At 45.0% G+C, this 21,633-nt stretch carries 19 protein-coding genes; 18 read left to right on the forward strand and 1 reads right to left on the reverse strand.

Annotation, left to right across the window (positions count from 1 at the left end; genetic code table 11):
• The first annotated feature begins 400 nt into the window (after positions 1-400).
• The 7 genes from mnmE to AR337_RS08645 all read left to right on the forward strand — a co-directional run bounded on the left by mnmE (position 401) and on the right by AR337_RS08645 (position 8,543).
• Positions 401-1,786, forward strand: a complete 1,386-nt coding sequence (gene mnmE / locus AR337_RS08615; RefSeq protein ID WP_059171614.1) for a tRNA uridine-5-carboxymethylaminomethyl(34) synthesis GTPase MnmE — start codon at positions 401-403, stop codon at positions 1,784-1,786.
• Positions 1,787-1,840: 54 nt separating this feature from the next.
• Positions 1,841-3,730 (forward strand): tRNA uridine-5-carboxymethylaminomethyl(34) synthesis enzyme MnmG, encoded by a 1,890-nt coding sequence (gene mnmG / locus AR337_RS08620; protein ID WP_059171615.1) that lies wholly within the window; start codon positions 1,841-1,843, stop codon positions 3,728-3,730.
• 21 nt (positions 3,731-3,751) lie between these two features.
• A complete protein-coding gene (rsmG, locus tag AR337_RS08625) occupies positions 3,752-4,468 on the forward strand; it encodes a 16S rRNA (guanine(527)-N(7))-methyltransferase RsmG (protein WP_059171616.1) in 717 nt (238 codons plus the stop codon).
• Positions 4,469-4,585: 117 nt separating this feature from the next.
• Positions 4,586-5,455, forward strand: a complete 870-nt coding sequence (gene noc / locus AR337_RS08630) for a nucleoid occlusion protein (protein WP_059171617.1) — start codon at positions 4,586-4,588, stop codon at positions 5,453-5,455.
• Positions 5,456-5,790: 335 nt separating this feature from the next.
• Complete coding sequence (locus AR337_RS08635; protein ID WP_059172212.1) at positions 5,791-6,552, forward strand: ParA family protein; 762 nt, start codon at positions 5,791-5,793, stop codon at positions 6,550-6,552.
• Entirely contained in the window at positions 6,545-7,399 is an 855-nt protein-coding gene (locus AR337_RS08640) for a ParB/RepB/Spo0J family partition protein (RefSeq protein WP_059171618.1), read from the forward strand. The genes AR337_RS08635 and AR337_RS08640 overlap by 8 nt, the downstream gene beginning before the upstream one ends.
• A gap of 430 nt (positions 7,400-7,829) precedes the next feature.
• Positions 7,830-8,543 carry a DUF554 domain-containing protein gene (locus tag AR337_RS08645; RefSeq protein WP_059171619.1) on the forward strand — a complete coding sequence of 238 codons (714 nt, stop codon included), beginning with the start codon at positions 7,830-7,832 and terminating at the stop codon, positions 8,541-8,543.
• A gap of 42 nt (positions 8,544-8,585) precedes the next feature.
• On the opposite strand, the gene yyaC is transcribed toward AR337_RS08645, so the two are convergent.
• Positions 8,586-9,221, reverse strand: a complete 636-nt coding sequence (gene yyaC / locus AR337_RS08650; RefSeq protein ID WP_059171620.1) for a spore protease YyaC — start codon at positions 9,219-9,221, stop codon at positions 8,586-8,588.
• 318 nt (positions 9,222-9,539) lie between these two features.
• Here yyaC and AR337_RS08655 point away from each other — a divergent pair, with 318 nt between their 5' ends.
• From AR337_RS08655 to AR337_RS08705, 11 genes are all read left to right on the forward strand, one after another.
• The gene (locus tag AR337_RS08655) at positions 9,540-10,433 is read left to right on the forward strand and encodes a mechanosensitive ion channel family protein (RefSeq protein ID WP_059171621.1); all 894 of its coding nucleotides are present in this window, start codon (positions 9,540-9,542) and stop codon (positions 10,431-10,433) included.
• Complete coding sequence (locus tag AR337_RS08660) at positions 10,433-10,630, forward strand: DUF951 domain-containing protein (RefSeq protein WP_059171622.1); 198 nt, start codon at positions 10,433-10,435, stop codon at positions 10,628-10,630. Before AR337_RS08655 ends, AR337_RS08660 begins: the two co-directional genes overlap by 1 nt.
• Positions 10,631-10,702: 72 nt before the next feature.
• Complete coding sequence (locus AR337_RS08665) at positions 10,703-12,715, forward strand: molybdopterin-dependent oxidoreductase (RefSeq protein WP_059171623.1); 2,013 nt, start codon at positions 10,703-10,705, stop codon at positions 12,713-12,715.
• A 160-nt stretch (positions 12,716-12,875) separates the two neighbouring features.
• Positions 12,876-13,976, forward strand: a complete 1,101-nt coding sequence (gene ychF / locus AR337_RS08670; protein ID WP_059171624.1) for a redox-regulated ATPase YchF — start codon at positions 12,876-12,878, stop codon at positions 13,974-13,976.
• A gap of 192 nt (positions 13,977-14,168) precedes the next feature.
• Positions 14,169-14,456 (forward strand): 30S ribosomal protein S6, encoded by a 288-nt coding sequence (rpsF, locus tag AR337_RS08675; protein WP_059171625.1) that lies wholly within the window; start codon positions 14,169-14,171, stop codon positions 14,454-14,456.
• A 70-nt stretch (positions 14,457-14,526) separates the two neighbouring features.
• Entirely contained in the window at positions 14,527-15,042 is a 516-nt protein-coding gene (ssb, locus tag AR337_RS08680) for a single-stranded DNA-binding protein (protein WP_059171626.1), read from the forward strand.
• Positions 15,043-15,093: 51 nt separating this feature from the next.
• On the forward strand, positions 15,094-15,333 hold the full coding sequence (rpsR, locus tag AR337_RS08685; RefSeq protein ID WP_059171627.1) for a 30S ribosomal protein S18: 240 nt from the start codon (positions 15,094-15,096) through the stop codon (positions 15,331-15,333).
• A 517-nt stretch (positions 15,334-15,850) separates the two neighbouring features.
• Positions 15,851-17,824: a DHH family phosphoesterase gene (locus AR337_RS08690; RefSeq protein ID WP_059171628.1), complete on the forward strand. Its 1,974-nt coding sequence runs from the start codon at positions 15,851-15,853 to the stop codon at positions 17,822-17,824.
• The gene (gene rplI / locus AR337_RS08695) at positions 17,821-18,270 is read left to right on the forward strand and encodes a 50S ribosomal protein L9 (protein ID WP_059171629.1); all 450 of its coding nucleotides are present in this window, start codon (positions 17,821-17,823) and stop codon (positions 18,268-18,270) included. The genes AR337_RS08690 and rplI overlap by 4 nt, the downstream gene beginning before the upstream one ends.
• 126 nt (positions 18,271-18,396) lie before the next feature.
• Complete coding sequence (gene dnaB / locus AR337_RS08700) at positions 18,397-19,761, forward strand: replicative DNA helicase (protein WP_059171630.1); 1,365 nt, start codon at positions 18,397-18,399, stop codon at positions 19,759-19,761.
• Positions 19,762-20,003: 242 nt separating this feature from the next.
• Complete coding sequence (locus tag AR337_RS08705; RefSeq protein ID WP_059171631.1) at positions 20,004-21,299, forward strand: adenylosuccinate synthase; 1,296 nt, start codon at positions 20,004-20,006, stop codon at positions 21,297-21,299.
• Positions 21,300-21,633 lie beyond the last annotated feature (334 nt).

The following is a 21,633-nucleotide window of genomic DNA, read 5'->3' on the forward strand; positions in this document are numbered from 1 at the left end:
GCTCATCTAGCAACAGGAAAAAATCTCTCCTGTTGCAAGATTCGCTTTATTGTTATTCACATGTGGATAAGATAAAATAATACATGTTCATTCTACATTCTGTGGATAAACGTATTTTTTTGAAGAGAAGGATATGCTATTCTGTTATTTTGGGGATAAAGTGAACCTTCCATCCGCGATGATTTTCCGCGGATGGTTAGGTGAACCAATCGGACCTTTAGGGACAGTTGCCCTTTAGGGCTTACTGTCCCTTAAGAGTGGGGCAAAGTGAACCTTCCATCAGCGATGATTTTCCGCGGATGGTTAGCCCCGTTCTACTGCCCGTTAAGTGTGGGATAAAGATAAATGACTGAAATCTATAGATGAATAAAGAGTAGAGAAAAGAAAAGAGGTGGAAAATGTGGAATTTGATACAATTGCGGCAATCTCCACACCAATGGGGGAGGGAGCTATAGCCATCGTAAGGCTAAGTGGAGACGAGGCTTTCAAAATTGCGGATAAACTATTCAAGAGCCCAACCGGCAAGCTGCTTAGCGAGGTTGCGACCCATACTATCCACTATGGCCATCTCATTGACCCAAAAACGGACGAAACAGTCGAAGAGGTAATGGTCTCTGCAATGAGGGGACCAAAAACCTTTACGAAAGAGGATGTAATTGAAATAAATTGCCACGGGGGACTGGTGTCGGTTAACCGCGTCCTTCAATTAGCATTAAATAATGGGGCAAGGCTTGCTGAGCCAGGCGAGTTTACGAAACGTGCCTTCTTGAACGGGCGGATAGACCTGTCCCAGGCGGAGGCGGTTATGGATTTAATCCGCGCTAAAACGGACCGGGCCATGGATGTAGCGCTTGGCCAAATGGAAGGCCGCCTATCAAGGTTAATCAAAAAGCTGCGCCAGGAAATTCTTGAAACACTGGCCCATGTGGAGGTTAATATCGATTATCCTGAGTATGACGATGTTGAAGAAATGACCCACAACATGCTGCTTGAGAAAGCAGGCTATGTCAGGGATGAAATTCAAAAGCTTTTACAAACCTCACAACAGGGTAAAATATTGAGGGAAGGGCTTTCGACTGTCATTGTAGGCAGGCCGAATGTCGGTAAATCGTCCTTGCTGAACAGCCTTGCCCAGGAAAATAAGGCAATCGTCACCGATATCCCCGGAACCACAAGGGATGTCATCGAGGAATATGTAAATGTCCGCGGAGTCCCGCTTCGACTGCTCGACACAGCAGGAATCCGGGAGACGGAGGACATTGTCGAAAAAATCGGCGTAGAAAGGTCGCGGCAAGTCCTGAAGGAAGCGGACCTAATCTTACTGGTCCTGAACTATTCAGACCCACTGACGGAGGAAGACCGCAATATTTTCAAAGCGATTGAAAGTATGGACGCCATCATTATAGTGAATAAGACAGACTTGCCCCAGGCTATCGATTTGAACGAAGTAAAGGCTCTTGCAGGTGGAAGAAGGATTGTGACAACCTCCCTGCTTGAGGATAGGGGAATCGATGAACTCGAAGGCGCTATAGCCGAACTGTTTTTTGCTGGATCTATTGATGCAGGAGATATGACGTACGTTTCCAATAGCCGCCATATTGCGCTCCTCGGCCAAGCATTAAATTCAGTTGAGGAAGCAATCAGCGGAGTGGAGAGAGGGATTCCTATTGACATCGTCCAAATCGATTTAACCCGATCGTGGGAACTTTTGGGCGAGGTAATTGGCGAAAGTGTCCATGAAAGCTTGATTGACCAGCTTTTCTCGCAATTCTGTCTCGGAAAATAATCATTGTCCCTTTAAGAGGGAGAGTATAAAGCTATTTGAAAAGGAGGCAGCGTAATGCATTACGAGGCCGGAAATTATGATGTAATCGTCATCGGCGCAGGTCATGCGGGCTGTGAAGCCGGTTTGGCAGCTGCCCGGATTGGTGCAAAGACTTTAATGATCACAATTAATTTAGATATGGTTGCCTTTATGCCATGCAACCCATCCATCGGTGGGCCGGCAAAAGGGATTGTTGTCAGGGAAATTGATGCCCTGGGCGGAGAAATGGCTAAAAACATTGATAAAACCTATATCCAAATGAGGATGCTGAATACCGGGAAAGGACCGGCTGTCCGAGCTCTCCGTGCCCAGGCCGACAAATTTTCCTATCAGCATGAAATGAAGAAAACGTTAGAAAGCGAAAAAAATCTGACGCTCCTTCAGGGAATGGTAGAAAAATTGGTTGTAGAGGATAGCGTTTGTACGGGAGTCATTACCCAGACGGGAGCGAAGTACCTAGCAAAAACCGTTATTATCACAACGGGTACATTCCTTCGCGGGGAAATTATCCTTGGCGACCTAAAATATTCTAGCGGGCCGAACAATCAGCAGCCTTCAATCAAACTGTCCGAGCACCTTGAAGAGCTGGGCTTTGATTTAGTCCGTTTTAAAACAGGTACACCGCCGCGGATTCATGGCAAAACAATCGATTACTCGCAAACTGAAATTCAGCCCGGGGACGATCTCCCGCAGGCATTTTCGTATGAAACAACAAAATATATCACTGACCAGCTTCCTTGCTGGCTGACATATACGAATGAACATACACATCGGCTCATTGACGAAAACCTTCACCGTTCCCCGATGTTTTCCGGAATGATCAAAGGTTCGGGTCCGCGCTATTGCCCTTCGATCGAAGATAAAGTCGTCAGGTTTAACGACAAGCCGCGCCATCAAATTTTCCTTGAGCCTGAGGGGCGGAACACAGAAGAGGTTTATGTACAGGGGCTGTCAACAAGCCTCCCTGAGGAAGTGCAGCACAAGATAATTAAAACGATCCCTGCCTTAAAAGATGCGCAAATGATGAGGGCGGGATATGCAATTGAATACGATGCAATCGTTCCTACACAATTATGGCCGACCCTTGAAACAAAAAAGGTGAAAAATCTCTATACAGCCGGCCAAATCAATGGCACTTCCGGATATGAGGAAGCTGCAGGGCAAGGGCTGATGGCAGGAATCAACGCAGCACTGAACGCCCTAGGAAAAGAGGAACTGATTTTGAGCCGTTCAGAAGCCTATATTGGTGTTATGATTGATGACCTGATTACAAAAGGCACAAGCGAGCCATACCGGCTTCTGACTTCAAGGGCTGAATACAGACTGCTCCTCCGCCACGATAATGCCGATATCCGCCTTACTGATATTGGGCATCGGATTGGCCTGATCGAGGATAATCGTTTTGAAAAGTTCACAAAGAAAAGTGATGCGATTGAAGCAGAAATAAAACGCTTAAAGTCGGTCATTATTAAGCCTTCTGCAGAGGTTCAGGAATTGATTCGGAACCTCGGAGGCAGTGAATTGAAGGATGGAATCAGGGCCGCCGACTTCCTTCGCAGGACGGAAATCAATTACAGCCATATTGAAGCCATCATTCCCCCGGAAATAATACTTGAGGATGAAGTAAAGGAACAAGTTGAAATTCAAATCAAGTATGAAGGATATATTGAAAAATCACTTCAGCAGGTGGACCGCCTGAAGAAGATGGAGAATAAAAAGATTCCGGAAAATATCGACTATGATGCGATATCAGGCATTGCGAATGAAGCCCGCCAGAACCTTAAACAAGTAAGGCCGCTTTCAATTGCCCAGGCATCAAGGATTTCAGGGGTTAACCCCGCTGATATTTCAATCCTCCTTGTTTATTTGGAGCATGGCCGGGTGGCTAGAATCAAAGCAGAATAAGAGCGGAGTTGGATGAAAACTATGAATGCTGAACAATTTGCCGGATTGCTGGAGGAAAGGGGGATTTCTCTTTCCTCCAGGCAGTTGGGCCAGTTCGAAACGTATTTTGAAACCCTCGTTGAGTGGAATGAAAAAATGAACCTTACTGCGATTACCGATCGGGAGGAGGTTTATTTAAAGCATTTCTATGATTCTCTTTCGGCCGCATTTTACTTCGATTTTTCCGGCCCTATGACCCTATGCGATGTTGGCGCCGGCGCTGGCTTTCCGAGTATTCCACTAAAAATTGCCTTTCCTACTCTTAATGTAACGATTGTCGATTCGCTTAATAAACGAATCACGTTCCTGAATCATCTTGCGAAGGTTCTGGAATTGGACCATGTCCAATTTATACATGACCGCGCCGAAACCTTTGGAATCAAAGCGGACCACAGGGAAAGCTATGATGTCGTAACAGCGAGGGCGGTCGCCAGATTATCGGTTTTAAGCGAACTTTGCCTGCCGCTTGTAAAGCAGGGCGGACATTTTGTCGCTCTTAAGGCAGCCAGTGCAAAAGAAGAACTCACGGATGCAAAGAAGGCTATTTCCATCCTGGGCGGAAAAACAGATAAAACCTATACCTTCTCATTGCCTCTCGAGGAAAGTGAGCGGACGATCATCGTCGTTAAAAAAGAAAAACCGACTCCCAAAAAGTATCCACGCAAGCCAGGAACGCCTGCCAAAACGCCGATTGCATGACCTCTAGTTTTGTGAAATAAATGAAAATGGTTTGCTAATCATTCATTCCGTATGGCAGGATTTACCCGGAGGATAGAGAATTAGTAAAGTGGGAGTATTTTAAAGGTGGTGCTGGAAATGAAGAGTTCTTTTTCACGCTTTTTTGGCCGGAGTGATAAAGAAGCGCAGATTGACCTTCAAGAAGAGATCGATATAGAGACAGTAGATAGCAATGAAGAGATAAAGAAAATTGCCATAGACTTAATTGTTCCGAACCGATTCCAGCCTAGGACGGTTTTTGATGATGACAAAATAGAGGAATTATCCCGTACCATCCATATGCATGGCATTATCCAGCCGATTGTCGTGCGTGAGTTGGAAGACGGCCGCTATGAAATCATTGCCGGGGAACGAAGATGGCGGGCGATGAAAAAGCTGGGATGGGAAGAGGTACCGGCCCTAATAAAAAACATGTCTGATACCGAGACGGCATCCGTTGCCTTAATTGAGAATCTTCAGCGTGAGGAGCTTTCACCGATTGAGGAGGCAATTGCCTACGGAAAGCTTCTTACCCTTCATGATTTGACCCAGGAAGCCCTCGCCCAGCGGCTTGGAAAAGGACAATCGACTGTAGCCAACAAACTACGGCTTCTAAAGCTTCCACAGGAAGTACAAGAGGCGCTTCTGAACAAGCAAATTTCCGAAAGGCATGCCCGTGCCCTCATTCCTCTTAAGGATGGAGTAAAACAGGTCGCCTTAATGGAAGAGGTCATCGCGAAAAATTTAAACGTCAAGCAGACCGAGGAGAGAGTCATCAAACTTCTCGGACAGCAGGAGGAAAAGCCAAAGCCGAGGCGAAAAGCCTTCAGTAAGGATATGCGGATTGCAGTAAACACGATTCGCCAGTCCCTTTCAATGGTTTCTGATAGCGGTATTCCGCTAGATTCCGAGGAAAAGGAATTCGAAGAGTATTACCAGTTCACAATTAAAATTCCAAAGAAGAAATAATCATTTCAGTAGTTTATTAAAGCCGGACATGGAGCAGTCCGGCTTTTTGCTGTTAAAAAGAAAGATTGTGAATATAACAGAAACATATGTTCGTTATTAGATAGACTCATATCAGATTGGGGGCTATAATTGAAGGCAGAGATTGGGAATTGAATGGGATACCGTGCAGTTTTCCAATCTGCACTTTTTTAAAACAGCCCTTTCTTTAGGCTGTAAGCCATTATTTTAATAAAAAAAACTCTTTTAGGGATTTTTCATGGTAAAATAGAATGCATGGCTTTATCAAAACATTTTGGAAAATGCCAGTTATTTTAAAGCAAAAGGTAGGTGACATCGTGGGCAAAATACTTGCAATCGCGAATCAAAAAGGAGGAGTCGGAAAAACGACTACCTCTGTCAATCTTGGCGCCTGCTTAGCATACATAGGAAAAAAAGTCTTAATGGTCGATATTGATCCGCAAGGGAACGCAACAAGCGGGATTGGCGTAGAAAAGGCCGATGTGGAGCAATGCATTTACGATGTGCTCGTGGATGACGTAGAGGCAAAAGAGGTCATCAGGCCGACAGCAGTTGAAAATTTATCTGCAATTCCTGCCACAATCCAGCTAGCTGGGGCGGAAATCGAGCTTGTGCCGACGATATCCCGTGAAGTCAGGCTAAAAAGGGCTTTGGAGGAAGTAAAAGATGATTATGATTACATCATTATCGATTGCCCTCCCTCCCTCGGCTTATTGACAATCAATGCCCTTACTGCTTCCGATGCGGTTCTGATACCCGTCCAGTGCGAGTATTACGCGCTGGAAGGTTTGAGCCAGCTTCTGAATACTGTTCGGCTTGTTCAGAAGCATCTTAACCAAAACCTGAAAATCGAAGGTGTCCTCCTTACAATGCTAGATGCCAGAACGAATTTGGGTATCCAGGTCATCGAAGAGGTAAAGAAATATTTTCAGGACAAAGTCTATAAGACGATCATTCCAAGAAATGTACGCTTAAGCGAGGCTCCGAGCCATGGGGAGCCAATAATCATCTATGATCCGAAATCACGAGGAGCTGAAGTTTATCTAGATCTGGCAAAGGAAGTGGTTTCTAATGGCTAAAGGATTAGGAAAAGGGCTTGATGCCTTTTTTGCCAATATGGAAGCAGACAAGGAAGAATCCATACAGGAAATCAAGATAAAGGAACTGCGGCCCAACCCTTACCAACCCCGGAAACATTTTCAGCCTGAAGCAATTGATGAGCTCATGGAATCCATTCTTGAACATGGAATCCTGCAGCCGCTTGTCGTAAGGAAAAGTATAAAAGGCTATGAAATTGTAGTCGGTGAGCGCCGTTATCGGGCTGCCAAAAAAGGGGGCCTAGAAACGGTTCCTGCTGTGGTTCGCGATTTATCCGAGCAGCAAATGATGGAGCTTGCAGTCCTTGAAAATCTTCAGAGGGAAGATCTCAACCCTATTGAAGAGGGAGCTGCCTATCAGACGCTGATGGAAAAGCTTAACCTTACACAGGAGGAAGTGGCAAAGCGGCTTGGCAAAAGCCGGCCTCATATTGCAAACCATATACGCCTCCTCTCACTGCCTAAACAAATCCAGGAATTAATTTCAAATGGAACCATTTCGATGGGACATGGCAGGGCGCTTCTAGGGCTCAGGCAAAAGGCGAAGCTTCCGCTCCTTGTTGATAAAATTGCCAAGGAAAGCCTGAATGTCCGCCAGCTTGAGAAACTAATCCAGCAAATGAACGACAATGTTTCACGTGAAACAAAGAAGCCGGAAAAGAAAAAAGACCGCTTCATCCAGGATAGGGAACACCAGCTGCGCGAAAAATTCGGGACAACCGTCCATATTAAACAAACAAAGAATAAAGGCAAAATTGAAATTGAGTTTTTCTCAAAAGAGGATTTAGAAAGGCTTCTGGAACTTTTGGAACCTGAGTCCATCGAATAAGCCATCAACCGATGGTTTCTTTTTTATCTAGGAATTTTTAAATAGAACATAGGGGATAACTCGAAATAAGGTATTGTAATCCAGCACCACCAGAATAAGCTTCGGAAGCATAAGCCTCGCACGAAGAAAAAGCGTTAGCTTTTTCGAGGAGCGCCTAGCCCCTCGAGGTCTTAAGCCGGTTCCCTCCGGAGGGCAGGCCCGTCCTCGGAAATCCTCAATTATGCTGCCGCATAATTTCGTGCGATGTAAGTTCGCTGAAGCCTTCCTTTGTGCTCGCATTTCCTTCGTGCGTGGGCGAATTCAGTGATGTCATACAGTGTCCTGCGGGCCCCGTCTTAATCTGGTCGGGGCTGATCAAGGCGCTTGCGCATTTTGTTCTTTATCATTGAATGGAACAGCCTAAAGCTAAAAATAGACAGGGGAAAGAGATATGTTTTTGTGGGGAACATTGGTTAATGGGTTGTTAATCATCTTAGGAACATTATTGGGCAAGCTTCTCCATCGTATTCCTGAAGGGATGAAAACGACCGTCATGCATGGAATTGGCTTATCCGTAATGGTACTTGGCCTGCAAATGGGCCTGAAAAGCCAAAATTTCCTCATCGTAATACTTAGCCTCGTGCTAGGCGGGGTGCTGGGTGAAGTTTGGGATTTGGATGACAAACTGAACCGGCTGGGTTTATGGCTTGAGAGGAAAATCGGCTCGAATGGAAAGGGAAGCATTTCCCAGGGGTTCGTGACAGCGACACTCATCTTTGTCATCGGGGCAATGGCGATTATTGGGGCTTTAGATAGCGGAATTCGCGGGGACCATGATGTTCTGTATACAAAAGCGATTATCGACGGATTTACCTCGATCATCCTAGCAACAACACTTGGGATTGGCGTTATGTTTTCGGCTATCCCTGTCATGCTTTATCAAGGAACGATTGCATTGTTCGCAACCCAAATAGACAGGATTGTTCCAGCTGTATTAATGGACCAATTCATTGTTGAAATGACCGCGACGGGTGGAGTGATGATTTTTGCCATTGGGCTGAATCTAACCGGCTTGACAAAAATTAAGGTTGCTAACTTGTTGCCTGGTATTCTCATCACAGCACTGGCGGTAGGAGGGCTCTATTTTTACCACCAACTAACATAGGAAAATGGAAAAACAGGAGAAGAATTTTATCTTTTCCTGTTTTTAATTTGCCGATTCGTTTATTGCCGCTTCCTGCTCCCTGTTCCAGCGGATTTCGGACCAGCCGAGCTGGTTGTATTGATACTTTGAAGCAAGATGAATTCCTTTAGCGATTGTTTTTGCCATTTTTACAACTAAGCTTAGCCTGGTGTTTTGAAGGACAAAAAACTCCATGAAACCGCTTACGTTTACGATTCCTGTAATATGCATATCACCGACTTCGGGCAATTCCTTGTTTACTCCGGCACCCGGTTTTACAGGGCCATCGCATACCTGTATGACACCAACGCTTTTAAAACGGCCCAAACACGCATCAATTGCAATAATAAAGGGTTGGAAATGCTTTTCCGCTATTTCTTTCATCTTTTCCTCCAAATTTACAGCATGAATGGGATCATCCAATGTTCCGTAAATATGGAAGGACGGCAATCTTCTTTCCTCAAGGAAGCTGCCAACAAGAGGGCCGAGAGAATCTCCTGTCGAACGGTCAGTCCCAATGCAGACCACAACAATTGGCCGGCTGGTTAATAGAGGCAGATTTGAAATCAGTTCAGTTGCAAGCTTTGCTTCTGCTTTGGATTCCTCATAGTGAATCCGACTGTTTTGCCCCCTGTCGAACAAGCCTGTTTTCATATTCATAAAGCCCACTCCTTCATGGTAAGCGTAAACTCATTCAGTTCGGTTGCTGTGCTGGTGAAAGTCTGGGAAGGACACGAATTTTTTTGTGGGGTACTGCTTTTTTACTCGGTGAAAATGAAGAATAGTATCATTATACGAATATATTTCGTACTCTATACATACCTATAAAAGGTTTTTGCTAAACAGGGTAGAAAGAAGGAAGAAACAGACCTGGCAAGGAGAAAAGGACTAGAAAATACAGACATTTTATCGGGAAAGTTGAAAATTTTCCCGCATCTAACTAGAATGATAATGATTGAATGCATTGGCGGTGAAAGTATGGATTCATTTAACAAGGGAATGAGCCGGATACAGAACAGGCTACTTGATGAAGATAAATGGGCAGCGATAGGGGAAGGAGCAATAAAAATCCTCCTTATCCTTATCGTATCGGGGATTCTGATCCGGATAGGAAAGGCTGCTATCCATAAAGCATTTGATATACGGATGAAAATGCCCCTCCGGGTAACGGAACGGCGCGAGACGACACTCGTTAAACTGCTTGATAACATCCTATCGTATTTCATTTACTTCATTGCTTTTATGATGATTCTTACCGAGCTTACAATTGATGTAAAAGCTATGCTCGCCGGGGCAGGTATTGTTGGGCTGGCAGTAGGCTTTGGTGCTCAGAACCTAGTAAAGGACATCATTACCGGATTTTTTATTATTTTTGAAGATCAATTTTCTGTTGGGGACCATATCAGGATTGATGCATTTGAAGGAACAGTGGAGTCTATAGGGCTCAGGACGACCAAAATAAAGAGCTGGACGGGTGAATTACATATTTTGCCGAATGGCAGCATCATCCAGGTGACCAATTTCTCTTTGAATAACAGCATAGCTGTGGTTGATGTAGGTATTGCCTATGAAGAGGATATTGAAAAGGCCGAGAAAATCATCCAGGAAATCATTGAAAAATTTGCTGGATCCGATGAGGATTTAGTCAAACCACCAGAATTGGTCGGGGTGCAAAACTTCGGTCCAACAGAAGTTACCTTAAGGGTTGTCGCGGAAACAAAGCCGATGAAACACTATGGAATCGCAAGGAAAATCCGCAAAGAAATAAAGCTTGGATTGGACCAGCATGGAATCGATATCCCGTTCCCAAGGATGGTCATGTATTCACGGGGGGATAAGGGCGGCCAGTCCGCTGACAAGGGGGAAAGCTGATGGAATCAAAAGAGTTCAGCCTAAATGATGTAGTCGAAATGAAAAAGCCGCATCCGTGCGGGGTAAATCGTTGGAAAATCATCCGCCTTGGAATGGATATCAGGATAAAATGCGAAGGCTGCGCCCACAGCGTCCTTATTCCCAGGCGCGAATTTTCGAGGAAAATGAAAAAAATTCTTGTGAAGCATGAGGAGTAAATCATGCTTCTTTTTTTGTAAAAATGTATTAATCTAGTAAGAAGCATTTAAAGGTTAGGCGGTGGTGGGAAGGTGCATACAATCGTAAAATCAGCGTGTCCGCTAAATTGCTGGGACAGCTGCGGTTTCCAGGTCACGATGGAAAATGGAAGAGTAATAAAAATAGACGGCGACCCGGACCATCCTATAACAAAGGGGAAAATATGCGGGCGCGGCCGTTCATTAATTAATAGGATTGAAGCAGAAGACAGGCTTCTTTATCCTCTGAAAAAAGTGAATGGTGAATTTATTCAGATTTCCTGGGGCGAGGCACTCGATGAGATTGCCTCAAAAATGGCGATAATTAAGGAAAAGCATGGTTCAACAGCAGTACTACACAGCCATGACTATGCGAACAGCGGTATTCTGGTAAACCTTGACCAGCGGTTTTTCAATGCCTATGGTGGCGTGACGGAGCTGGCGGGCTCACTCTGCTGGGGAGCAGGCATCGAGGCTCAAATGTGGGATTTTGGTGATGCGCTAAGCCATGCACCAGGAGATTTGCTTAACAGCAAACATATTGTTGTTTGGGGACGGAATGCTGCAAGAACCAATTTGCATTTTTATCAAAGCCTTCTTGAAACAAAGAAAAAGGGGATCCATATACTTGTCATCGATCCAATCTATAATGCTACCGCTAAATTGGCAGATGAATATATTTCAATCAAGCCGGGGATGGATGGCTTGCTGGCAGCGGGCATTATAAAAGAAATGCTAAGCTTATCCAAGGTAGACCGGGGCTTTATTGATACATGTACTGTCGGTTTTGAAGATGTCGAAAACCTTCTGGCCACGATTTCAATTGAGAAAATTAGTGAAATGACCGAGATTCCTGTAGAAACGATTTCAATGCTTGCCGGTATCTATGCCGATGGCCCTGTGTCTACGTATATCGGGCTTGGTATGCAGCGGTACCGCAACGGCGGGAATACAATTCGCTTTATTGATGCACTCGTCGCAGCGAGCGGCAATATTGGCATACCCGGAGGAGGGGCAAATTACGCAAATCTCCAGGTAGGCCGGAGTTTCCAGGCGGGCAGGCTGTCATTGAATGAACGGAAACAAAAATTCCGCCAGTTTCCAATTATGAAACAGGCCGAGATGATTCTATCCGAGAAAAATCCTGAAATTAAAATGGTGATTGTCACGTGTGGCAATCCTGCTACCCAGGTTCCTGACTCAAATGTAGTGGAAGAAGCATTTTCCAAGGTTGAAACTGTTGTGGTTATTGATCAGTTCATGACGGATACAGCCGTGCTTGCCGATTATGTCCTCCCATCGGCAGCAGTGTTTGAAGAAGAAGATATCTACTATGCCTCCATGTTCCATCATTATGCGAATTACGCGCCAAAACTGATGGATCCTCCTGGAGAAGCGAAGCCAGATCTATGGATTTGGACAGAACTAGCCAACCGGCTAGGCTTTGGGGAGGAGTTTGCCTATACGCCTGAGCAATGGCTGGAAATGTATCTGGAACCGCTGAATAAAGAAGGGCTTACACTCGATTCTTTACGGGACATCCAAGCATTCGAACTGCCGGTTGTAAAGGTTCCGTGGGAAGACGGAAAATTTAAAACCCCTTCTGGAAAATATGAATTTACTTCAAAATTGGCGATGGAGAAGGGGATGGATGGAAGGCTTCAGCTGTCATTGCCGGCTGAAACGAAATGGACCAGCCCTGAATTGGCGGGAGAATTCCCTTACTCGCTCTTAACGATCCATCCATTGCGATCCAATCATTCGCAGCATTATCCTATATGGGCTAATCCGCCTCATGTCGTTATTGAAGTTGCAGAGGATATAGCCATTCAGCATCAGCTGGCAGAAGGTAATACGGCGAGAGTCTGGAACAATCGGGGAGAGGTAAAAGGGATTGTTTCCATTCTGAAAAAAGCACATCCGGGAACGATCAATATTGATGAGGGCATTTGGAAGAAATTTGGCGGTTCTGTCAACAGCTTGACGGCAAGCTTGGCTTCCGATAATGGTCTGGGGAGTACCTTGTACGACTGCCTTGTGGCAATTGAGAAGTTAGAGGCCATTTAGCTGCCGGTTATTCCGGCAGTTTTTAGTTGAATACCCAGTTGAAGCCAACCTTGTGTTTTTAGTAGGTAATGCCTATAATTGTGTAGGGCTTTTAAATGTTATTAACTGCAATGACGAAATTTCCAATAGATATGTTTATTTTAAGAGGAGTGACCGAACTATGGCGTTAACAGCAGGTATTGTGGGCCTTCCGAACGTTGGGAAATCCACGCTTTTTAATGCAATAACCCAAGCGGGTGCCGAATCAGCCAATTACCCGTTTTGTACCATCGACCCGAATGTCGGTATCGTCGAAGTGCCGGACCATCGCCTGAATAAGCTGACCGAACTTGTCCAGCCGAAAAAAACAGTTCCAACAACCTTTGAGTTTACTGATATAGCCGGAATTGTAAAGGGTGCAAGCAAAGGGGAAGGCCTTGGCAATAAGTTTCTTTCCCATATTCGTGAAGTGGATGCCATTTGCCAGGTGGTTAGATGTTTCGCGGATGACAATATCACCCACGTTGCGGGTAAGGTGGATCCGATTTCCGATATTGAGACCATTAACCTGGAATTAATCCTAGCTGACATGGAATCTGTGGAAAAACGTATTGGCCGCGTGGAAAAGCTTGCGAAGCAAAAGGATAAGGAAGCGGCAGCGGAGTTTGAAGTATTAGCTATTCTGAGGGATGCATTTGAAGCTGAAAAGCCTGCAAGAGCAGTTGATTTTAACGAGGATCAGCTGAAAATTGCCAAGCATCTTCATCTTTTAACAATTAAGCCTGTCCTGTATGTAGCGAACGTTGGCGAGGATGATGTAGCAGACCCTTCATCCAATGAATATGTCCAGCTAGTCCGCGAATTTGCCGCAAAAGAAAATGCAGAAGTGATTGTCATTTGCGCGAAAATAGAGTCCGAAATTGCTGAGCTTGACGGAGAGGAAAAAGAAATGTTCTTATCCGAGCTCGGCATTGAGGAATCGGGCCTTGACCAATTGATTCGAACAGCATACAACCTTCTTGGATTGGCTACCTACTTTACGGCTGGCGTTCAGGAAGTCCGGGCCTGGACCTTCAGGAAGGGCATGAAGGCTCCACAATGTGCCGGAATCATCCATTCTGATTTTGAAAGAGGATTTATCAGGGCCGAAACGGTTCATTATGATGACCTGCTTGCGAACGGATCGATGAATGCCGCGAAGGAAGCAGGAAAGGTAAGGCTTGAAGGAAAAGAATATGTGGTAAAGGATGGCGACGTCATCCACTTCCGCTTTAATGTTTAATAAAATATAAAACAATTAGGTTTTATGGAAGGCGTTTCCCTAGTTTTAAAGGGGGACGCTTTCTTTTTTTTGCTTACAAATCAAGCTGCTGTTGCGCTTTGGGCACTTCTGTGATATACTTTTACCTTGTGAGTAATTGATAAATTGCTCCTTGCCCATTAGGGCCGCTTAGACCAAAAGGAGGTGACAGTGATGAGAAAGTACGAAGTTATGTACATCATCCGCCCAAACATTGAAGATGAGGCCAAGAAAGCTCTAGTAGAGCGTTTTAACACAATTCTTGCTGACAATGGTGCGGAAGTGGCAGAAGCCAAGGACTGGGGAAAACGCCGTCTTGCATACGAAATCAATGATTTCCGTGACGGATATTACCAAATCCTAAAGGTGAATGCTGAACCTGCAGCGGTAGAAGAATTCTCCCGTCTTGCTAAAATCAGCGAAGATATCATTCGCCACATTGTAATTAAAGAAGAAGATTAATCCTTTTGATAAATTGTTCTGGAGAAAATGTTTCACGTGAAACAGTTCCTGGGAAGGGGAGTTGATTCTGATGATGAATCGTGTCATTTTGGTTGGCCGCCTGACAAAAGATCCTGAATTGCGTTATACGCCAAATGGAGTTCCTGTTGCTACCTTTACACTTGCTGTCAATCGTGCATTTACGAACCAGCAGGGGGAGAGGGAAGCGGATTTCATTAACTGTGTCGTATGGCGCCGTCCGGCAGAAAATGTAGCCAACTTCCTGAAAAAAGGAAGCCTGGCAGGCGTAGATGGCCGTATCCAAACCCGCAACTATGAAGGACAGGATGGAAAACGTGTGTATGTGACAGAAGTAATGGCGGAAAGCGTTCAATTCCTGGAACCAAAGAGTTCTTCAGCAGGCGGAAGAAACGACAACAACGATTACTATGGCGGTGCTCCAAAAGAACAGGGTAATCCTTTTGGAAACAGCAATCAGAATCAACGGCCTGCACCTGCAAAACAGCAGGGATATACTCGGATGGATGATGATCCGTTCGCTGGCAGCGGACAGATTGATATTTCAGACGATGACCTGCCATTTTAAGGATGATAACGAACGTAAAATATAAAATTCTTGAAAAGGAGGAACATACTGATGGCAATGGGACGTAAAGGCGGACGCGCTAAGCGCCGTAAAGTGTGCTATTTCACAGCAAACGGAATTACACGCATTGATTACAAAGATGTGGATCTTTTGAAGAAATTCGTTTCTGAACGTGGAAAGATTTTACCACGCCGTGTGACTGGCACAAACGCAAAATACCAACGTAAATTGACAATCGCAATTAAACGTGCTCGTTTAATGGCATTGCTTCCATACGTTTCAGGCGAATAATCGCTTGAACAACAAAGAGCAGCAGGGTACTCCCTTGCTGCTCTTTTATCATTCTTAAGCAGCCCGGAAGGTTTATCTACATAGTTCTTTCGAGTTGCACAAGTAACCGACATGAGTCATTTCACGAGTGCAGCTAGAGATTGAAATTGCATAGCGGCTAGGCTGGTGATGAAAAATGCTTCCCCAAAAAAGCTCACAGGATAAAATGCAGATGCATCTTCGAAAGAGTCTTCGCGGCTTCGCCCTAATCAACATAAAAAATATGCTTTATAATAATAAACCAACCAGTCTTATGGTAAAAACCAGATAGATGAATATTTTACCAAAAAAATGTTCTTTTTAAAGAACGAACTTTATATCCGGTTGTTTTTCTTTTCATGGATAGGATATTGGGTATAATGAAATTAGGATTCGGCGTGAGAGAGGAAAGGAGACCAGAAGGGCCATAACGGCCAGGTGATTTTCTATAAGCCGAATGCTTAAATTTTGGGGACATATCTGTCAGGGAGCTGAAAGAATGCCGTCATTTTTGGAAAAACGGTCAATACGTTATCCTTTCTACGGATTACTGTGCTTAACTGCGGTGCTTTTAGGCATCCTTGCACTTTATAATTTGGTAATAAGCATAGCAGGCTACTTTCTGGCCGGAGTTGCCCTATACTATTTAATAAAAGTGGATAGGCAACAACGGAAGGAGATGGAGGAGTATATTTCCACACTTTCTTATCGGGTAAAAAAGGTGGGGGAAGAGGCATTAATGGAAATGCCGATTGGGATCATGCTAATTAATGATGATCTCTGTATCCAGTGGACCAACCCATTCCTTGCCTCTTGCTTCGACGAGGAGACATTGGCAGGAAGATCCTTGTATGATGTAGCCGATGCGCTAGTTCCATTGATCAAGCAGGAAGTAGAAACCGAATTAATCACATTGCACGATCGGAAATTCCGTGTGATTCACAAGTTGGATGAAAAGTTGCTTTATTTCTTTGATGTAACCGAACAAACTGAAATTGAAAAAATGTACAGGGATGAACGGACCGCCATTGCCATTATTTTTCTTGATAATTATGAGGAACTTACCCAGGGGCTTGATGACCAGGCTCGGAGCAGCATCAATAATCTGGTTACTTCGATATTGAATAAATGGGCAAACAATAACGGCATTTATCTGAAGCGTATTTCATCAGACCGTTTTATTGGGGTATTCAATGAAAGTATTCTACAGCTGCTAGAGAAGGGGAACTTTACCATATTGGATGAAGTTAGGGAAATGACCATGAAGCAGAATGTTGCCCTGACACTCAGCATTGGCATAGGTGCCGGAGTTTCATCCTTACCTGAACTCGGAACACTTGCCCAATCAAGCCTAGATCTTGCACTTGGGCGCGGCGGTGATCAGGTAGCGATTAAGCAATCAAATGGGAAGGTAAAGTTTTACGGGGGGAAAACAAATCCTATCGAAAAGCGGACCAGGGTCCGTGCGAGGGTCATTTCCCATGCATTAAAAGAGCTAATCGCCGAAAGTGACAAAGTCATTGTTATGGGCCACAAATTCCCGGATATGGACTCTGTCGGCTCTGCTATTGGAATTAGCAAAGTCGCGCAAATGAACCAGCGCGAAGGATATATCGTGATTAATTATGATGAAATAGATACTGGGATACAGCGGTTGATGGAGGAAATCAGGCAGCATCCGGATTTGTACGAACGTTTTATTACCCCCGAGCAAGCACTGGACCTGGCAACAAACGATACACTTCTTGTCATTGTTGATACACACAAGCCATCACTGGTTATAGATGAAAGAGTATTGGCCAGTATAGATGATGTCGTCGTCATTGACCATCACAGGCGCGGGGAGGACTTTATCAGCAATCCATTGCTTGTTTATATGGAGCCATATGCCTCATCGACTGCGGAGCTTATTACAGAGCTTCTAGAGTACCAGCCGAAACGGGCTAAATTCAATATGATTGAGGCAACAGCACTGCTTGCCGGAATTACCGTCGATACGAAGAGCTTTACGCTGAGGACGGGTGCCAGAACATTCGACGCTGCATCCTTTTTAAGGTCGCTAGGGGCTGATACCATTCTCGTTCAAAAATTACTTAAAGAAGACGTGGAAACGTATATTAAGAGATCGAAATTGATTGAAACCGTTTATTTTTACAAGGACGGCCTAGCGATTGCAAAAGGGCTGGACGGCGAGGTGTATGACCAGGTAATGCTTGCCCAGGCAGCGGATACCCTTTTGGCAATGGACGGCATACAGGCCTCATTTGCGATGTCCAAGCGTGAAGATGGGATGATAGGAATTAGCGCCCGTTCACTTGGAGATATCAATGTACAGGTTATTATGGAGAGCCTGGGCGGCGGCGGGCATTTAACAAATGCAGCAACCCAGCTTCAAGATACAGAAATGGATGAGGCGGAGGTAATGCTGAGGCTTGCCATCGATGATTATTTTGAAGGAGGAAAAAAAGAATGAAGGTAATTTTTCTAAAGGATGTAAAAGGAAAAGGCAAAAAGGGCGAAATCAAAAATGTAGCTGATGGCTATGCACATAACTTTCTGATTAAACAAGGACTGGCAGTTGAAGCAAGCCAGGGAAATATGAGCAACTTAAACGCTCAGAAGAAGAAAGAAGAGAAGGTTGCCGCACAGGAGCTTGCCGATGCGAAAGAGCTCAAAGAGAAGCTTGAGAAAATCACAGTTGAGTTAACCGCCAAATCAGGGGAAGGCGGCCGCCTGTTTGGATCGATTACGACCAAGCAAATCGCTGAGGAATTGCAAAAGAAATACGGCATTAAGATTGACAAGAGAAAGATGGAACTCGAGGATGCCATTCGCAGCCTGGGTCAAACAATGGTTCCAGTTAAGCTTCACCATGAAGTGAATGCGACCCTAAAAGTATATGTAAAAGAAGGAAACTAATTTTTTGTGGTAGAATTCACCTGAGAACATGTTAAGATAATAGAGTAGCAAAAAATGTGATCGGCCATGCTGGTCACTTTTTTTCGCGGTGTTAAGCGAATTACCTCAAGGATGGGGGTCTTTTTGATGAATGATGTGTTTGCGGATCGTATGCCGCCCCAAAATATAGAAGCGGAACAGGCAGTGCTGGGAGCTATTTTTCTGGAACCGGCTTCTTTGACCCTGGCTACCGAGATATTGATTCCTGAGGATTTCTACAGGGCGTCCCACCAAAAAATCTTCAATATGATGCTTAAGTTGAATGATGAAGGGAAAGCCGTTGATTTAGTGACTGTAACAGAGGAGCTTGCCGCGGCAAAGCTTCTTGAAGATATGGGCGGGGTCAGCTATTTAAGTGAACTTGCCGGATCCGTACCTACGGCTGCCAATATTGAATACTATGCCAAAATAGTCGAAGAAAAGTCGTTGCTGCGCCGGTTGATCCGAACTGCAACCTCGATTGCGCAAGACGGGTATTCAAGGGAAGATGAGGTTGAATCCCTTCTTTCCGAAGCCGAAAAAAGCATTATGGAGGTTGCCCAGCGGAAAAATGCCGGAGCTTTCCATAATATTAAGGATGTACTCGTCCGCACGTACGACAACATAGAATCCATGCACAACCGGAAAGGCGACATTACCGGGATTGAAACGGGCTTCCGTGAACTGGACCGGATGACTGCAGGCTTCCAGCGAAATGACCTGATTATTGTAGGCGCGCGGCCTTCAGTCGGTAAAACGGCGTTCGCCTTGAACATAGCCCAAAACGTTGGTGTTAAAACTGGTGAAAACGTAGCGATCTTCAGCCTTGAGATGGGTGCGGAGCAGCTCGTAATGAGGATGCTTTGTGCAGAAGGCAATATTGATGCCCAGAGGCTAAGGACGGGTTCCCTGACCGATGATGATTGGGGAAAATTGACGATGGCAATGGGAAGCTTGTCACGGGCTGGAATTTTTATAGACGATACCCCCGGAGTGCGGGTTGGAGATATACGGGCAAAATGCAGGCGCCTGAAGCAGGAGCATGGCCTCGGAATGATCATGATCGATTACCTCCAATTGATTCTTGGGAGCGGCAGGAGCGGCGAAAACCGCCAGCAGGAAGTATCAGAAATATCACGTTCCCTTAAGCAGCTTGCGCGCGAACTCCAGGTTCCGGTCATCGCCCTATCCCAGCTATCGCGTGGTGTAGAGCAGCGCCAGGATAAGCGGCCGATGATGTCCGATATCCGGGAATCCGGAAGTATTGAGCAGGATGCCGATATCGTTGCGTTCCTGTACCGCGATGACTACTATGATAAAGAATCAGAGAATAAAAACATCATTGAAATCATTATTGCCAAACAGAGGAATGGCCCTACAGGCACAGTCCAGCTGGCTTTCGTAAAAGAATACAATAAGTTCGTCAACCTGGAAACCCGCTTTGATGATTCAGGAGTTCCTCCAGGTGCGTAGTGTTTCGGATCATGCCGGCCTTTTACAGGGCCGGCATATTTTTTTTGGAGTGCCATATAGGTAGATACTCATTTACATTGATCCGGAATTGTTAAACTAGTAAATTCGAATCATTTTACGAACATGCTAGATTAATATAGAGTTAATGTTCGGATTTTCTTGACTTTTCAATTGCGAAGTTGGTAAGATTGGTATGGTTTGATGCTTAATATAAAAAAGTAACCACTTTCGGAGGTGCTTGTATGTCATCAGTTGTTGTAGTTGGTACACAATGGGGCGATGAGGGAAAAGGAAAGATTACAGATTTCCTTTCTGAAAATGCAGAAGTAGTAGCCCGTTATCAGGGAGGAAATAACGCCGGACATACCATTAAATTTAACGGCGTTACCTATAAATTACACCTAATACCTTCAGGAATATTCTATAAGGATAAAATCTGCGTTATCGGAAATGGCATGGTCGTCGATCCGAAGGCGCTTATTAAAGAACTAGCTTATTTGCACGGGGAAGGTGTCTCAACAGACAACCTGCGCATCAGCAACCGTGCCCATGTTATCCTTCCATATCACCTAAAGCTCGATGAAGTTGAAGAAGAGCGGAAGGGCGCAAATAAGATTGGAACAACGAAAAAGGGAATTGGCCCGGCTTATATGGATAAGGCAGCACGGGTAGGCATCCGGATTGCCGATTTGCTTGACAGGGAAGTTTTTGAAGAAAAGCTTGTCAGGAACCTTGATGAGAAAAACCGCCTCTTTGAAAAAATATATGAAACAGAAGGATTTACTGCCGAGGAAATCCTGGATGAATATTATGAATATGGCCAGCAAATCAAGAAATACGTCTGCGATACATCGGTTGTCCTGAATGTTGCGCTTGACGAGGGGCGCCGTGTCCTGTTTGAAGGCGCGCAGGGAGTCATGCTCGACATTGACCAGGGTACATACCCGTTTGTTACGTCATCCAACCCGGTTGCCGGCGGAGTTACGATTGGGTCAGGGGTAGGGCCTACAAAGATCACAAATATTGTCGGGGTTTCCAAAGCCTATACGACCCGTGTTGGAGATGGCCCGTTCCCAACAGAACTGAATAATGAAATTGGGGACAGAATCCGTGAAGTTGGCCGTGAGTATGGTACAACAACCGGGCGCCCGCGGAGGGTTGGCTGGTTCGACAGCGTCGTTGTCCGGCATGCACGCCGTGTCAGCGGTATTACAGACCTGTCACTCAATTCAATTGATGTCCTAACAGGCCTAGAGACCGTTAAGATTTGCGCGGCCTACCGTTACAAGGGTGAAATCATTGAAGAGTTCCCTGCTAGCCTTAAGGTGCTTGGAGAGTGTGAACCAGTCTATGAAGAATTCCCAGGCTGGACAGAGGACATTACGGGGTGCAAGACACTTGGGGAACTGCCTGAGAATGCCCGTCATTACCTTGAAAGGCTTTCCCAGCTTACTGAGATTCCATTGTCGATTTTCTCTGTTGGCCCGGATCGCTCACAGACAAATATCGTCAGGAGCCCATGGAGGCCAAGTATGTAAGAATGGATATTCGGAACCCTCTTCATTTGGGGAGGGTTCCTTTCTTTTTTGTATTTCCATGGCCGCCCGGTTGTGGGTCACGGAATACCATTCAGATGTTTTAAAAATGATTTAGAGGGAAAAGGAGTGAAGGTTAGGCGGAAAAATAGGTTTAAATATTTATTTTTCTAAAATTGCTTGCTTCATAATCAGTGCGTATGCTATTATAAAAAACGTCGCCACTGGCAAAAGGTAACTTAGCTGGATGGGAAAATAATAGACTATTAATAAGAGCCATTAGCTCAGTCGGTAGAGCATCTGACTTTTAATCAGAGGGTCGAAGGTTCGAGTCCTT

The sequence above is a fragment of the Bacillus sp. FJAT-27445 genome (assembly GCF_001510665.1).
Classification (GTDB): domain Bacteria; phylum Bacillota; class Bacilli; order Bacillales; family Cytobacillaceae; genus Bacillus_D.